Here is a 16,219-nt window from a genome sequence, read left to right as displayed (position 1 = left end):
AACACACAAATACAGAAACACACTACAAAATATATGAAACGATTATTGATGACTTTAGGTTTATCGGCTATGCTGTGGAATGCTTCCGCTCAGGAACGCATTGCTCCATCATATCCTTTAATTACACACGACCCTTATTTTAGCGTCTGGTCTGCCACGGATCAGGTCAATTCATCTGTTACCAAACATTGGACAGGGACAGAACAATCCTTGACTGGCATTATTAAAGTTGATGGCGTTCCCTACAGCTTTTTAGGTGCGGCGTCTAAACCTTATACCAATGTGCTGGCTACCTCTGATGATGAGGATTATCAGTTCAGCTATACGGAATCTGCACCAGTAGGAAATTGGAACAGTATTGGTTTTAATGCTGCCGGATGGAAAACTGCCGGAGCACCATTTGGCGATCTGCGGAACGGGGCAAAGACCGCCTGGACGACTAAAGAATTATGGGTACGCAGAACTTTTGAACTCAAAGATCCTGCATTGAAAGACCTGACTTTAAAACTGAACCACGATGATAACGTAGAGGTTTTCTTAAACGGTGATCTGATTTATAGCTTTATTGGCTGGACCAGCAACCGGTTTACTTATGTTCCTTTAAAAGATGCGGTACTGAAAAATCTTAAAAAAGGTAAAAATGTACTGGCTGTTCATATTAAGAATACCATTGGTGACGCCTGGCTGGATGCCGGATTGATTTCCTCTGCTCCAGTGCTAAAACCACTTGCTCAGGCAAGCCAGAAAAAGGTGGACATCACTGCAACGCAAACCAGTTATGAGTTCAAAGCAGGCGGGGTAGATCTTTCCGTTACCTTCACTTCTCCTTTACTAATGGATGATTTGAACCTGATCTCCAGACCGATTTCCTACGTAACTTATCGCGTAAAATCCAATGATCGCAAACCGCATCAGGTAGCTGTACTTTTTAATGCCTCCACCAATCTTGCTGTGAATACTTCCGGACAGAAGGTAAAAGTAACTAAGGCCAATGCGAAAGGTCTTTCGGTGCTGAAAGCAGGAACGGTGGATCAAAAGATCATGAGCAGAGCTGGTGACGACCTTCGGATAGATTGGGGTTATTTATATGTGGCGACGCCCGCTGGAGCTTCGGCCAGTCAATATGTAGTTCCATTGAAAGATGCGGTTGATGCCTTTATGAAGTCTAATCAAGCTGCGAAATCAAGTTCTGCTACCGGAACTAAATTATCAATAAGTACTCAACTTTCTTTCGGACAGGTAGGAAGTACCCCCAAAGAACAATATGTGATGCTGGGTTATGATGATCTGGAATCGGTTCAGTTTTTTGGGAAAAACCTGAAAGCCTACTGGAATACCAATGGAGATAAAACTTTTGAAAACGAATTGGTTCTTGCGGCCGACAGTTACAAACAGCTCCTAAAAAGATGTGAGGATTTTGATGCCTCGATGTATAAAAGTGTATTGGATGCCGGAGGCGAAAAATACGCGAAACTTTGTGTGCTGGCTTATAGACAAGCGATTTCTGCTCATAAATTGGTGAAAAGCCCGGATGGAGAATTACTTTTTCTTTCCAAAGAGAACTTTAGCAACGGATCTATCAATACGGTAGATATCACTTATCCTTCTGCACCATTATTTTTGGTTTATAATCCAGAATTGCTGAAAGGGATGATGAACGGCATCTTTTATTATAGTGAAAGCGGTCGTTGGAAAAAGCCGTATGCAGCGCATGATATCGGGACTTATCCATTAGGAAATGGGCAAACTTACGGCGAAGATATGCCGGTAGAAGAGTCTGGAAACATGATCATTTTAACTGCTGCCCTTGCCAAAGTAGAAGGCAATGCGGAATATGCAAAAAAACACTGGGAAACGCTGAGCATCTGGGCAGATTACCTGAGTAAAGAAGGATTTGATCCTGCGAACCAGCTTTGTACAGATGATTTTGCGGGTCACCTGGCACGTAATGCCAATTTATCGGTTAAAGCGATCGTTGCCCTGGGCAGCTATGGCATGCTTGCGGAACAATTAGGAAAAACTGAGATCGCAGCGAAGTATAAAAATATGGCAAAAGAGATGGCGCAAAAATGGATGCAGATGGCTGATGCCGGAGACCATTACGCACTGACTTTCGACAATAAAGACAGCTGGAGCCAAAAATACAACCTGGTTTGGGACAAAGTTCTGAAACTAGACATTTTCCCAAAAGCTGTTTATGATAAAGAAATCAAGTTTTATCTGAAACAGCAAAAAGCTTATGGCTTGCCTTTGGACAGTCGCAGGACGTATACCAAATCGGACTGGATCATCTGGACAGCTACGCTGACGGACAATCGTGCCGACTTTGATCAGCTGGTTAATCCGATCTACAAGTTTGCGGTTGAAACCTCAGACAGGGTACCCATGAGTGACTGGCATGAGACGACCGACGGAAAACAAGTTGGCTTCCAGGCGCGTAGTGTAGTGGGTGGATATTCTATGAAATTATTGGACGATAAGTTAAATAAAAGGTAATGAAAGCATATTTAAATAAAACTATTCCAGCTTTAGCGGTAGGCACGATGCTCCTGGCAGCAGCCTGTAATTCGACTTCGCAAAAGTCTGCAGCAAATCAAGGCGTTTCAGATGCCACGAGTCAAGGGCTTTCAGATACTGCGAATATTGCCGCTAAGAACTTTGAAAAAGAAATAGAGGGTAAACCGGTTCGCCTGTACAGTCTTAAAAATAAGTTTGGTTCGAAAGCGCTGGTCACCAATTTTGGTGGCCGGCTGGTTGGACTATTTGTTCCGGATAAAGCCGGTAAATTAGTGGATGTGGTGGCTGGATTTGACCGTATTGACGGTTACCAGAAATCTACAGAGCCCTATTTTGGGGCTACCATCGGCCGCTATGGCAACCGGATTGCGAAAGGACAGTTTAACCTGGACGGAAAAGCCTATAAGATTTTCACCAATAATGGGCTGAATACTTTACATGGCGGAAAAAAAGGGTATCAGGATGTCGTTTGGGAGGCCACACAGCCGGATGCACAAACTTTAGCACTTCAGTACTTATCAAAAGATATGGAAGAGGGCTTCCCTGGAAACTTAAAGGTAACCGTCACTTATACTTTAACCGACGACAATGCGCTTAAAATCAATTACAAAGCAACAACCGACAAAAAGACGATTGTCAATTTAACAAATCATGCTTTTTTCAATTTGAATGGCTCAGCGAGCGGAAGCATATTAAATCATTTGCTTGAAATCAATGCAGACAAATATACCCCAGTTGATTCCACGTTAATTCCATCTGGCAAAATAGAGGCGGTAAAAGGTACACCATTCGATTTTACAAAGGCTAAAACCATAGGAAAGGACATTGAGCTTAAAAACCTGCAGCTGGCGAATGGAAAAGGATATGACCATAATTTTGTGTTGAATCCACATGGTGCGAATGATGCTGTAGCTGTTGTGACCGGCGATAAAACCGGGATTTTGATGCGCGTGTATACCGATCAGCCGGGGTTGCAGTTCTACAGCGGGAATTTTATGCAAAGTAAAAACACGATGAAAGGCAATCATAAAGATGATTTCAGAACGGCTTTTGCTTTGGAAACACAGCATTTTCCTGATAGTCCAAATCAGCCGTCTTTTCCGACTACGGTCTTGAAACCCGGCGAGACTTATCAGAGCCAGTCCGTTTATCAATTCTCGGTAGCTAAATAGCATTCCGTATCTAATTAACTTCCGTATCCAATCAAATTGAAAAGATTCCCTAATTCTATGATTCGTCAAATTTTAACATTTATTACCCTCGGACTTACTTTAGTATCCGCACAGGCACAGCAGAGTAAGGCCCCAGCATATCCTTTAATTACTCACGATCCCTATTTCAGCATCTGGTCTACGACCGATCAGCTGAACGAATCCGCTACTTCACACTGGACAGGTGCGGAACAAGCATTGAGCGGATTGATACAAGTGGACGGAAAATCCTATAATTTCATGGGCCATGCCGAAAGAACTTATAAAACCATATTGCCTGCCGCAGATGAGAAAATCTATTCCTTCCGTTATACGGAAACAGCGCCAAATGGCGCATGGAATACGCCTGGTTTTGATGCTTCGACCTGGAAATCAGGTTCGGCACCTTTCGGAGACCGCTTTCATCAGGCAGGAACAGAATGGAAAAGCAGACACCTTTGGGCAGTTAGGGATTTTCAGCTCGGCGCCGAGATTCCAAAGGTTTTATACCTTAAAATCAACCATGATGATAATGTGGAAGTGTATTTAAATGGCCAGGAGGTCTTTAAGAAAACAGGTTTCACGGATGGCAAGTATGCATATGTTCCTATAAATGGGGCGGCGCTGAAAAGCCTGAAAAAAGGGAAGAATGTATTGGCAATACACATTGAAAATACTGCCGGCGGACAATGGCTGGATGCAGGACTGGTCACAGATGATCCTGCAAATCATCCTAAAGTCACCTTGGCTGCACAGACCAGCAGAATAGTAAAAGCGACTCAGACGACATATTCCTTTAAAGCAGGAGGGGTTGATTTAGAGCTTGCCTTTACTTCTCCATTGCTGATGGACAACCTGGACTTGATTTCCAGACCTGTTTCTTACCTGACTTATCGCGTTAAATCCAATGATAAAAAAGCGCATCAGGTAAAAGTTCTTTTTGCCGCATCTTCAGATTTAGCGATCAATACACCGGGGCAGGAAGTGGAAGTTTCCACTTTGAATGTTCCTGGTCTTTCGGTACTTAAAGCCGGAACTACTTCGCAGCCAGTGCTGCAAAAAAGTGGTGATAATGTACGTATAGATTGGGGATATGCCTATGTAGCCGTACCTCAGTCTCAAAAAAGTACACAGTTTATTGCCCCTTCCTCTCTTAGTCCAGCGCTATTCCAATCGGGTAGAAAACCTGAAAACATCAGCAAAGTTAAAGGAACGAAGTATGCTTTGAATACCGTGCTGGATTTTGGTCAGGTAGCCGATAAGGCAAAACAGCAGTTTGTTATGCTGGCTTATGATGACCTGGAGTCGATCCAGTATTTCGGTAAAAACCTGAAAGCCTACTGGACGAATGATGGCAAAACTACTTTCGCTTCCATGCTGCAGAAATCTGCCAATGAGTATGCTCAGATTATAGAAAAATGTAATGCCTTCGATACCCAAATGTATGCTGCTGCGGTTAAATCCGGAGGAGAAAAATATGCAGGTTTATGCATTCTTGCGTATAGACAAGCAATTTCTGCGCATAAACTAGTGAAAAGTCCGAAGGGAGAATTGCTGTTTATGTCGAAAGAGAATTATAGTAACGGCTCTATTTATACGGTGGATCTGACCTATCCCTCTGCGCCTTTATTCCTGGCTTATAACCCGGAATTAGTGAAAGGTTTGTTGAATGGTATGTTCGAATATTCTGAAAGCGGCAGGTGGAAAAAACCATATCCTGCACATGATTTAGGCACTTACCCTTTGGCAAATGGCCAGACTTATGGGGAAGATATGCCGGTAGAGGAAGCTGGAAATATGATTATTGTAACTGCAGCAACGGTAAAAGCAGCAGGAAATCCTGCCTATGCAAAAGAACACTGGGCTACCCTGACTACCTGGGCGGAATACCTGAGTAAAGAGGGCTTTGATCCAGGAAATCAGTTGTGTACGGATGATTTTGCCGGTCACCTGAACAGAAATGCCAATTTATCCGCAAAAGCGATTGTGGCGCTTGGTGCTTATGGCTGGATGGCACAGCAAATGGGAGAAACATCGACTGCACTAAAATATACCAATATGGCTAAAGAGATGGCGAAGAAATGGATGGAACTTGCAGATGACGGCGATCACTATAGTCTGGCTTTTGGTCAAAAAGATACCTGGAGTCAGAAGTATAATTTAGTATGGGATAAGTTATTAGGCCTTGATCTATTTCCTAAAACGGTTTATGAAAAAGAAGTGAAGTATTATTTAGGGAAGCAGAATAAATACGGCTTACCATTAGATAGCCGCAAATCCTATACTAAATCTGATTGGGTAATCTGGACTTCAGTATTGGCTGATCACCGGGCAGATTTTGATGCTTTTATAGACCCGATGTACTTGTATGCGATAGAAACTACTTCCCGTTCTCCGCTTAGTGACTGGCATGGAACAACAGATGGACTTCGCCAGAATTTTACAGCTAGAAGTGTGGTGGGCGGCTATTTCATCAAGCTATTGGAAAGTCAGTGGAATCAGCAGAAAGAAGGGCATAGCCATACAAAATAATCATACACCTACTAAATTCATATTGTTTAGATGAAGTTCTGTTACCAAAATTAAGTTGAATTCAAGAATAACCAAATATATAAACCAAACCAAAACGACCATGAACATCAACTCTAATTTCGGGAACTCCAGTTAGCAGGCTAGCCTAGTGTTAGTCTGCGCAAAAGAACTTTTGCGTTTTATTTTAATGTTTAACAGATGGCTTTTTACAGGTCGTCAGGGACTGTATTGCACAATTTCTGGCGGACAAGAGGCCAATTCGATGAGCCAAATTATAAACCAAATAAACAATTATGAATAAAATTTTTACCTACTTAAAAGTGCATAACCAGTTATGCCTTTTTTGTCTTGCAGTCCTGTTTTTCCTCTGGGGCTGCAAAAAGGACACCGAATCCGCTCAGCAGGTTTACGATCCAAATCAACCAATTGAATTGTCGCGATTCCTTCCAGATAGTGGAGGCGTGGGGACACAGCTGGTGATCGAAGGCAATAACTTCGGAAGTGATACTTCTTTGATCAGGGTATTCATTAACAACAAGCGGGCGCCATTGGTTGGTGCAAGTAGTTCCGCATTATATGTCCTGGTACCTTCCCGTGCAAATATAGGGCCGGTAAGAGTAGAGGTGGGCAAGGGCGATCAGGCTCAGGAAATCATTTCCAAGACCGCATTCAAGTATGTTTTCATGCCAGCGGTCAGCACCCTGGTAGGCTTTACCGATAAGGATGGCAAGACTGCGATTGTAGACGGAACTTTTGATAAAGCGCAGTTTGAAGAGCCTTACTGGATGACATTTGATCAGCATAAAAATATCTATTTGCTGGAGCAGCGTCGTGGATTGCGTTTTATCGATATGGCGAAAAAAGAGGTGAAAACCTTGTTCAGGACCGGTAAAGGTATGGATAGACCGAGAACACTTTCTTTTAGTCCAACCTGGGATACCTTATATGTAACCAACGACCAATGGGACGAAAGGGGCTTGAGTACGGCTGCTTTGACACCTGCTTCCGGTTTTACCGAATGGAATTCCTTGATCTATAATAAAACCACTAACGGAGGGGCGTCTCATCCTCAGACCGGAGACTTTTTTTATAACAGTTATGAAAAGGGAGAGGTATTCAAATGGAACAAAGAAAACAATGCTTCAGAGCTGCTATTTAGGGTGGACGACAATAACTGGGAGTTCAACATCCAGTTTGCGCCGAGCGGCGATTTCGCTTATATCGTAGTCGTTAACCAGCATTACATTCTGAAATCCCGCTTTAACCGCCAAACCAGAAAACTGGAGGCGCCCGTACATTTTGTTGGTGGAAGAGGCCGTGCAGGACATAATGACGGGGTGGGTGTTGATGCCCGGTTCGACCAACCGCATCAAGGCGCATTCGATGAGAATGACAATTTTTATGTCGCGGATATATTTAACCATTGCATCCGTAAAATCACTCCTCAGGGGGTGGTCAGCACTTTTGCCGGCCGGCCAAGGAGTGCAGGTTATGCAGATGGTGCACTCAGGGATGCACAGTTTGATCAGCCTTATGGGATCATTTACGATTCCACAACCGGTACTTTCTATGTTGCTGATTTAATTAACCGCCGCATACGCGCAATTTCCATCGAATAATCTAAAAACGCCTTAAAATGAAACTATATTATATCACATTACTTCTGCTATTCTGCAGCCTGATGACGTATGCGCAGGGCGAGATAGAAGTAACAGGAATGGTCACAGATGTCCATAAAAAGCCTATCCCAGGGGTAACGGTTGTCGTTAAAGATCGTGCTGGATTGGGCACTATGACCAATGAAGCCGGCTTATACAAAATCAAAACGGGAACTTACAGTACCTTGATTTTTTCTTATCTGGGTTATGAAAAGCAAGAAATTCAAGTAGCCGGAAAAACGAAGATTTCTATGGTATTAAAAGAGAGTGAGGCGAGTGTGCTGACGGATGTAGTGGTAACCGGAACCGGACTTCAAAAGAAGGTGACGGTAACCGGTGCAATCACTACCGTGAATGTGAAAGACCTGCGCACACCAACGGGGAACATCACCAATGCCCTGGCAGGAAATGTAGCTGGCGTGATTGCCATGCAGGGTTCCGGAGAGCCGGGAAACAACAGGTCTGAATTCTGGATTCGTGGAATTTCGACTTTTGGTGCCAATACTTCCGCTTTAGTGCTCGTAGATGGATTTGAGCGTGCATTTAATGAAATCAATGTAGAGGATATTGAGTCCTTTTCGATTTTGAAAGATGCATCTGCGACCGCAATTTACGGTTCAAAAGGGGCGAATGGGGTGGTACTCATCACTACCAAAAAAGGACATGCAGGGAAAATAAATATCAATGCTAAAACAGAATATGGTTACCTGACCAGGACGCGGACACCCGAATTTGTGGATGGCCCAGCCTATGCTGCACTGGTGAATGAAGCAAAGATCACCCGTAATCAGGAACCCCTGTATACCGACATCGAGCTGATGCTTTTTAAAAATGGTCTTGATCCTGACTTATACCCGAATGTGAACTGGCAGGACGTCATGCTGCGCGACGGTGCCAATACTTACAGGGCAGCGCTGAACCTGGATGGCGGGGGCTCGACGGTACGTTATTTCGTGTCTGGAAGTTACCTCGAAGAAGAAGGGATGTACAAATCGGACAAATCACTGAAGGATTATAATACAAACGCGAACATGTCGAGGTCTAATTACAGGGCCAATGTAGATATGGACATTACCAAAACCACTTTGTTGAAGCTGGGTGTATCGGGCTATCTTGAAAAGCAGAACTTTCCAGGCCTGACCTCAGGAATCTGGAATTCGTTGGTTGGGCAGTCTCCGGTATCCACTCCTGTATTGTACTCCAATGGATTGGTGCCTTCCTATGGTACCGCCGACCGGACGAATCCATGGGTACTGGCTACTCAAACCGGATATCGTGAGTATTGGAAGAATAAAAATGAGATTAATGTTACGCTGGAGCAAAAATTGGATTTTATCACTAAAGGCTTACAAGCGATAGGGCGTTTTGCTTACGATACCAATAACGACAATAACATCAACCGGATAAAATGGCCGGAACAGTATAATGTAGAGCGCAGACGTGATAGGGATGGTAATTTAATTATGAAACGTCTGTCGCCGGAAAGGCTGATGTATCAGGAATCCAATGCCTGGGGAGAGCGGATCAATATGTTCGAAACGGACTTGATCTACAATACGGTCATTAATGAAAGACATAACATTGGGGCTTTAATTAAGTACAATCAGCGCGAACAAAGAGAAACGTCTAACGTTGGCGGCGACATTATAAAAGGGATTGCCAGACGTAATATGGGGGTATCTGGTCGTGTGATGTATGGTTATAGAGACCGTTATCTAGCGGAATTTAACTTCGGTTATACCGGGTCAGAGAATTTTAAAATCGGACATCAGTTCGGATTTTTTCCTGCCGTTTCTGTAGGCTGGAATATCTCTGAGGAAACTTTCCTAAAGAAAAATGCGAAATGGCTGGATCTTTTTAAAGTGCGTTATTCTTATGGTGAAGTGGGGAATGATAATTTTGGTAACATTCGTTTTCCTTACCTGAGTGACATCAGGGAAAGACCAGGTTATAATTTTGGGGAGAGCATCAGTCCGAATTATTATCCAGGATTGTATTATGCGCAGGTGGCCTCTGATCAGCTGACCTGGGAGGTTGCGAAGAAGCACAATCTGGGTTTCGACCTGAATGTGCTGGGTAATTTATTCTCTTTCAGAATTGATGTCTTTAAAGACACCAGAGAGAAAATCTTTAAGCAAAGACAGCATTTGCCTGACATGGTGGGCGTATCCAGTGATCCATGGGCAAATGTTGGGAAAATGGAGTCTCAGGGTTTTGACGGACAATTTAACATCAACAAACGCATCAATAAAGTCGATTTCACCTTCCGTGGTAACGTCACTTATTCCAAAAATAAAGTACTGGAGTTTGATGAAGAGGCGAATAATTTGCCTTACCGGATGACACAGGGATTTCGTTACGGCCAGGCCAGAGGTCTGATAGACTTAGGTTTATTCCAGTCTTATGAAGAGATCAGGAACAGCCCAAAACAGATGTTTGGGGAGTATATGCCAGGCGATGTCAAATATAAAGATGTGAATGGGGATGGGATCATCAACGATGATGATGTGGTGCCGATCGGGGCCTCACGCATTCCGAGTCTGATCTATGGATTTGGTTTTTCGGTGATGTGGAAAGGTTTTGATGTGAATGTCCATTTACAAGGTGCTGGAAGCTCTTCTTATTTTATCAATGGGGCCAGTGTTTTTCCTTTTGTGGATGGCAGCTGGGGCAATGTGCTCACAGAGATCGGAAATCCTAAAAATCGTTGGATCTCTCAGGAAATCTCCGGGGATCCGGCCACTGAAAATCCAAATGCCAAATACCCGAGGCTGAGTTACGGTGGAAATGGAAACAATTACCGGGCATCGACTTATTGGCTTAGAGATGGCGCTTACCTGCGCTTAAAGAATGTGGAGCTGGGTTATACCTTGCCTTCCCGTTTATTATCGTCCATCCACATGAATAAGGCCAGGATCTATCTGATGGGGTATAACCTTGCAGTTTGGGATAGCCTGAAAATCTGGGATCCGGAATTGGGCAGCGGTAGCGGTATGAACTACCCGATCTCAAAAACCATCACTTTAGGACTGACCATGAACTTTTAATCACAAATTAGAGATGAAAAAATATATTTATATCGTGATGCTATCCACTTTACTGCTCTCCCTGGGAGCTTGTAAAAAATACCTCAACACGGAGCATTATTTTAAAGAAGACCGCCTGAGTCTGGACAAGGTTTTTACCAATAAAAATTATTCGAATCAATGGCTTGCTGATGTTTATACCCACCTCCGTGGTTCTAATGCAGAAGTGGCCAGTAAGGGTTTAACCCCATTCAACTTCATCTCCGATGATATGTTTTATGGCGACCGGAGTAATTCTTATAAGCGGTTCAAAAATGGCGAGTATGATGAAGGCTCGGAGCAGGGCAGCTGGGGTTCTTGTTATGAGGGCATTCGTGATGCTTCAATTTACATCCATAACATTGATATGAACAAAGAGATGACGGCCAATGAAGTAGCCGATACCAAGGCACAGGCGCGTTTTCTGCGGGCATATTATTACTGGTTATTGCTTCGGAAATATGGACCGATCCCAATATTGCCGGATGAAGGTGAAGATTATACCAAAGATTATCAGGATATCGCCAGACCAAGAAGTGCTTATGATGAATGCGTGGAATTCATCACTTCGGAGTTTGCATTGGCTGCGAAGGATCTGCCGCTTTTCAATACCAATCGTGATAAGGGGCGTGCTTCCAGAGGTGCTGCACTTGCCGCAAGGGCAAAAGTGTATCTTTTTGCTGCGAGTCCGCTGTTTAATGGGAATCCGGGCCTGGCGAACTTAGTCGATCATGAGGGCAAAAAACTGGTGTCACAGGAATATAAGAATGAAAAATGGGCTAAAGCGGCAGCAGCGGCAAAGGATGTGATTAACATGAACACTTACCGTCTTTTTACTGCACCATTTAAGGCTACAGATCAGGGGCCGGGCCAGCCGAAAACTATTGTGCCGCCTTATCATCCAAAATATTCTGATCAGAGTTTCCCTATGGGATGGAAAAATATTGATCCTTTTGAATCCTACAGACAATTGTTCAATGGGGCAATCTCTTATTCTGACAATCCTGAACTGATCTTTTCCAGGGTGATGGAACAGAGTTCTGAAGGAATTGATCAGATGGTGCTGCACCAGATGCCCTTTTCTATGAAAGGATGGAATACCCATGGCATCACACAGAAACAGGCCGATGCCTACTATATGAATGACGGGACCAATATTGCAATTGCGCCCCGCAGGGCTGGCTATACCACTGATGCGACGGGTCATTTACCTTTACCTGCTAAAGTATCCTTACAGTATGCTGAAAGAGAACCTCGCTTCTATGCTTCTGTAGCTTATAATGGAAGTATTTGGGAAAATATCAGTGCTTTAAAGCCTGAGAACCGCCACATACAGGTCTTTTATTATAGGGATCACCCGAATGGGAAACAAGCTTCCTCTCCTGATTTCTACATCAGGACTGGCTTGGGCATCAAGAAGTTTTACAATCCGATTGACTCTTATATGGAGGGCGGTTTTATCGTTCCAAAGGTAGAGCCGGCGATGAGGTATGCGGATATTTTACTGATCTATGCAGAGGCGATGAATGAATTAACGGGCAGCTATTCCATACCTAGTTATACGGGTTCGGAGACCATTATGGTAAGCAGGGATATCCAGGAAATCAGTAAATATATTTCTGAGGTACGCATCCGCGGCGGTGTTCCTGATTATGGAAATGAGGTTTATGGCAGTCCTGAGCTATTAAGGAAAGCGATAAAAAGAGAACGTCAGATTGAGCTGTTTGCGGAAGGTCAGCGGTATTTTGACCTGAGGCGATGGAAAGATGCGCCGGTAGAAGAAGCGACTCCGGTGCTGGGCTGTAATATGAATATGACGGAAAGCCAGCGAGATTTATTCAATACACCCGTCCCAATTCCTTCTATGCCTACCATTTTTGTTGACAAAATGTACTTGTGGCCGATTTCGCACAGCGAATTGAGGAAGAACAGAAAATTGACCCAGAATCCAGGTTGGACTACTTTTAACTAGAAAATTTATGAAAAGAGTATATATAATGGCTGTAATCGGCTGCATGCTCATCAGTTCCTGTAATAAGGAATGGCAGGATGAGCTATTCCGGAAATCGGTGTCTTTTGTGAACAATGGCGTGGTGGAAGTCCATGTGAAATATAGTGCTGCGGGTGGTTCCATCCCTGTGAAAGTTCCGATTATCGTGAGTGGATCTACAGAGAACACGGGCGATGTGAGTGTGACCATTGGTTCAGATGTTGATACGCTTAAGAACCTCAATTTTGAACGGTTCAGGCTGAGGAGTGATTTGTATTTCAATGAGCTTCCTAAGGAATATTACCAATTCGAATCCATGACTACCACGATTCCATCGGGTAATAATCAAGGTTCTTATCAGTTGAATCTGAAATTAGCAGGGCTTGATTTCAGCAATAAGTACATTTTACCTGTGCAGATCGTTTCCACTTCTTCTCTGGCAATTGCGACAGGCAGGGGATATAAAAAATCGCTGATGCGGATCGTTCCTTTCAATGATTATTCAGGGAAATATTCCATTGCTGCAGAGGTATGGGAGCGGGGACGTCCTCAGAATGAGCAGAAGCCATTGACGGTGCCTTATAGGAATGCCTTCGTAGTGGATGAAAAGACCGTATTTTTCTTTGCAGGAGTAACGGAAGAAGAAGCGCTTGATCGCCGCGATTATAAAATCAAAGCTTCTTTTAATGAGGGAGATAAGACGGTGAAACTGAGTAGTGATAATCCGGAGATCCGGTTTTCCCAGCAGCGCGGAACTTTTACGGTAAAGAAAGAAAAAGATGGGGTGCTTCCCTATCTGGAGCGGATTTATACCACGGTTTACCTGGAATATGAGTATAGTGACATTTCCAATCCGACCTTCCCGATTGACTACCGCTTTGTAGGCTCGATGATTCTGGAAAGAAAACGAAATACTTTAATTCCTGATGAAGACCAGCAGGGAACGATCATTATACCCTAATATTTATTACCGAGTATGAAACTTAAATTTATTGTCTTTTTTATTTGTGTGCAGGTTAGTGTACGAGGTTTGGCCCAAAAGGCCGACCTCGTTAAATACGTAAATACCCTGCAGGGAACCAATTCAAAACATGAACTGACCCGGGGGAATACCTACCCGACTACTGCTTTACCCTTTGCCATGCATACCTGGACACCCCAGACCGGGAGAAACGGCGATGGCTGGAAATACCAGTATTTTAAGGATAAGATAAGGGGATTTCAACAGGCACATCAATGCAGTTCTTGGTCGCGGGATTATGCGGTGTTTTCCCTGATGCCCATGACCGACCGTTTGGTGGTCAATGAAAATGATCGGGAAGCGAAGTTCAGCCACAATGATGAGGTTGCGAAACCCAATTACTATAAGGTGACGTTTGAAAACCAGATCAGCACCGAGATCTCGCCTTCTGAACGTGCTGCGCATTTGCGTTTCAGTTATCCCTCTGGGAAGAAAAGCTTCCTTGTTTTGGATGGATATACTGGGATTAGCGGTGTTAACATCTATCCGGAAGAAAATAAGATTACAGGTTTTATAAACAACGGAGAGGGTTTTAAAGAAGGCTTCAAGAGCTTTTTTGTGATCTATTTTGACCAGCCTTTTAAAGCTTATGGCACCTGGGAAAACAAAAAAAATACGGTCAATGCAGGGGAGAAAGCTGCTGAGGGTGAAGGGAAGGGTGCTTATGTTCAGTTTAAGGATGGGGTAAAAGTGCAGGTGAAAACGGCCTCTTCTTACATCAGTATGGCGCAGGCGGAATTGAACCTGAGCAGGGAGCTGGGCGCAGATAAGAGCCTGGAAGTGACCAAGGCCAAAGCTGCGGAAGTGTGGAACACATCATTGTCGAAAGTGGTGGTGGAGGGTGGAACGGAAGCTGATAAAGCAACCTTCTATTCCTGTTTCTTTAGGGCGAGTATTTTCTCCAGGAAGTTTTATGAGATCGATGCCAATGGAAATCCTTATTATTTCAGTCCGTATGACGGGAAAGTACATCCCGGTTACATGTTTACCGATACCGGTTTCTGGGATACTTTTCGCGCTCAATTTCCTTTGAATACCTTAATGCATCCGGAGATGCATGGACGTTACATGCAGGCCTTGATGGATGCTTACAAGCAATGCGGCTGGCTGCCTTCCTGGTCCTTTCCAAGTGAGGCCGGCAGCATGATTGGCAATCATGCGATCTCTCTGCTTGCAGATGCCTGGGCTAAAGGGATCAGAACATTTGATCCCAAGGAAGCCCTGGCCGCGTACCTGCATGAATCCACTAATAAAGGCCCTTGGGGCCCTGCTAATGGCAGAGATGGCTGGAAAGAATACTTTGAGCTAGGTTATGTGCCTTACCCTAAATACAGAGAGGCCACTGCAAAAACATTGGAATATGCTTATGATGATTATTGTGGATGGACTTTGGCAAAAATGACCGGTAACGATTTCTATGCTGGTATTTTTGAAAGACAGATGTACAATTATAAAAATGTATATGACCCTTCCACAAAATTCATGAGAGGGAGGGCTGCGGATGGTCAATGGACGCCGAATTTTGATCCATTTGAATGGGGAGGGCCTTATACGGAAGGGAATGCCTGGCATTACCATTGGTCTGTATTTCAGGATGTCAAAGGTTTGATCGACCTGATGAAGGGCGAGCAGAATTTTACTGCTAAGCTGGACGCTGTGTTTTCCGAACCGAATACGGTGAATGTAGGTACTTACGGTGGGATGATTCATGAGATGACGGAAATGGTGATGGCAAATATGGGGCAGTATGCCCATGGCAATCAGCCGATTCAGCACATGGTGTACCTGTACAATTATGCGGGGCAGCCCTGGAAGTCGCAGTTTCATGCGAGGAATGTGATGTCTAAGCTTTATGATGCTACAGAAAACGGATATCCGGGAGATGAAGATCAGGGGCAGACTTCGTCCTGGTATGTGCTGAGTGCGCTGGGATTTTACAGCGTGACTCCTGGTACAGATCAGTATGTGATGGGCAGTCCGATGTTTAAGAAAACGACGATTAACCTGGAAAATGGAAAGCAATTTGTGATCGAGGCTCCGGCAAACAGCGCTAAAAATGTTTATATAAAATCTGCCACCTTAAACGGGAAGCCATATACGGCCAACTATATCCGCCATAGTGATATCCTGAATGGCGGGGTGCTGAAATTGGAGATGTCAGACCAGCCATCGCTGACCAGAGGTCTTGCAGCGACTGATCGGCCATTTTCTTTAAGTGCAGGAAAGTAGAATGATCATGTGATGGA

Annotated in this window: 8 protein-coding genes; all 8 read left to right on the top strand. The window is 44.0% G+C overall.

Annotation, left to right across the window (positions count from 1 at the left end; translation table 11 throughout):
* The first annotated feature begins 33 nt into the window (after nucleotides 1-33).
* On the top strand, nucleotides 34-2,496 hold the full coding sequence (locus H9X96_RS02165; RefSeq protein WP_187664692.1) for a glutaminase family protein: 2,463 nt from the start codon (nucleotides 34-36) through the stop codon (nucleotides 2,494-2,496).
* Nucleotides 2,496-3,689 (top strand): aldose epimerase family protein, encoded by a 1,194-nt coding sequence (locus H9X96_RS02160; RefSeq protein ID WP_255430950.1) that lies wholly within the window; start codon nucleotides 2,496-2,498, stop codon nucleotides 3,687-3,689. The genes H9X96_RS02165 and H9X96_RS02160 overlap by 1 nt, the downstream gene beginning before the upstream one ends.
* A gap of 57 nt (nucleotides 3,690-3,746) precedes the next feature.
* Entirely contained in the window at nucleotides 3,747-6,239 is a 2,493-nt protein-coding gene (locus H9X96_RS02155) for a glutaminase family protein (RefSeq protein ID WP_187664691.1), read from the top strand.
* Between the two features lie 293 nt (nucleotides 6,240-6,532).
* The gene (locus H9X96_RS02150; RefSeq protein WP_187664690.1) at nucleotides 6,533-7,858 is read left to right on the top strand and encodes an IPT/TIG domain-containing protein; all 1,326 of its coding nucleotides are present in this window, start codon (nucleotides 6,533-6,535) and stop codon (nucleotides 7,856-7,858) included.
* A 17-nt stretch (nucleotides 7,859-7,875) separates the two neighbouring features.
* Nucleotides 7,876-10,944 carry a TonB-dependent receptor gene (locus H9X96_RS02145; RefSeq protein WP_187664689.1) on the top strand — a complete coding sequence of 1,023 codons (3,069 nt, stop codon included), beginning with the start codon at nucleotides 7,876-7,878 and terminating at the stop codon, nucleotides 10,942-10,944.
* A gap of 13 nt (nucleotides 10,945-10,957) precedes the next feature.
* Nucleotides 10,958-12,934, top strand: coding sequence for a RagB/SusD family nutrient uptake outer membrane protein (locus tag H9X96_RS02140; RefSeq protein ID WP_187664688.1), 1,977 nt, complete (start codon nucleotides 10,958-10,960; stop codon nucleotides 12,932-12,934).
* A gap of 7 nt (nucleotides 12,935-12,941) precedes the next feature.
* Nucleotides 12,942-13,913, top strand: a complete 972-nt coding sequence (locus H9X96_RS02135) for a DUF4973 domain-containing protein (RefSeq protein ID WP_187664687.1) — start codon at nucleotides 12,942-12,944, stop codon at nucleotides 13,911-13,913.
* Nucleotides 13,914-13,928: 15 nt separating this feature from the next.
* A complete protein-coding gene (locus H9X96_RS02130; RefSeq protein WP_187664686.1) occupies nucleotides 13,929-16,202 on the top strand; it encodes a GH92 family glycosyl hydrolase in 2,274 nt (757 codons plus the stop codon).
* Nucleotides 16,203-16,219: the final 17 nt, after the last annotated feature.

The organism is Pedobacter sp. N36a (assembly GCF_014472395.1).
Classification (GTDB): Bacteria; Bacteroidota; Bacteroidia; order Sphingobacteriales; family Sphingobacteriaceae; genus Pedobacter.
Note: the sequence above shows the minus strand (reverse complement) of the source record. Positions and strands in the feature narration are given on the sequence as shown.

What these genes read in the sequence shown, in the direction of transcription:
- H9X96_RS02165 (WP_187664692.1), top strand. Translation starts at nt 34, where the DNA reads ATGAAACGATTATTGATGACTTTAGGTTTATCGGCTATGCTGTGGAAT.
- H9X96_RS02160 (WP_255430950.1), top strand. Translation starts at nt 2,496, where the DNA reads ATGAAAGCATATTTAAATAAAACTATTCCAGCTTTAGCGGTAGGCACG.
- H9X96_RS02155 (WP_187664691.1), top strand. Translation starts at nt 3,747, where the DNA reads ATGATTCGTCAAATTTTAACATTTATTACCCTCGGACTTACTTTAGTA.
- H9X96_RS02150 (WP_187664690.1), top strand. Translation starts at nt 6,533, where the DNA reads ATGAATAAAATTTTTACCTACTTAAAAGTGCATAACCAGTTATGCCTT.
- H9X96_RS02145 (WP_187664689.1), top strand. Translation starts at nt 7,876, where the DNA reads ATGAAACTATATTATATCACATTACTTCTGCTATTCTGCAGCCTGATG.
- H9X96_RS02140 (WP_187664688.1), top strand. Translation starts at nt 10,958, where the DNA reads ATGAAAAAATATATTTATATCGTGATGCTATCCACTTTACTGCTCTCC.
- H9X96_RS02135 (WP_187664687.1), top strand. Translation starts at nt 12,942, where the DNA reads ATGAAAAGAGTATATATAATGGCTGTAATCGGCTGCATGCTCATCAGT.
- H9X96_RS02130 (WP_187664686.1), top strand. Translation starts at nt 13,929, where the DNA reads ATGAAACTTAAATTTATTGTCTTTTTTATTTGTGTGCAGGTTAGTGTA.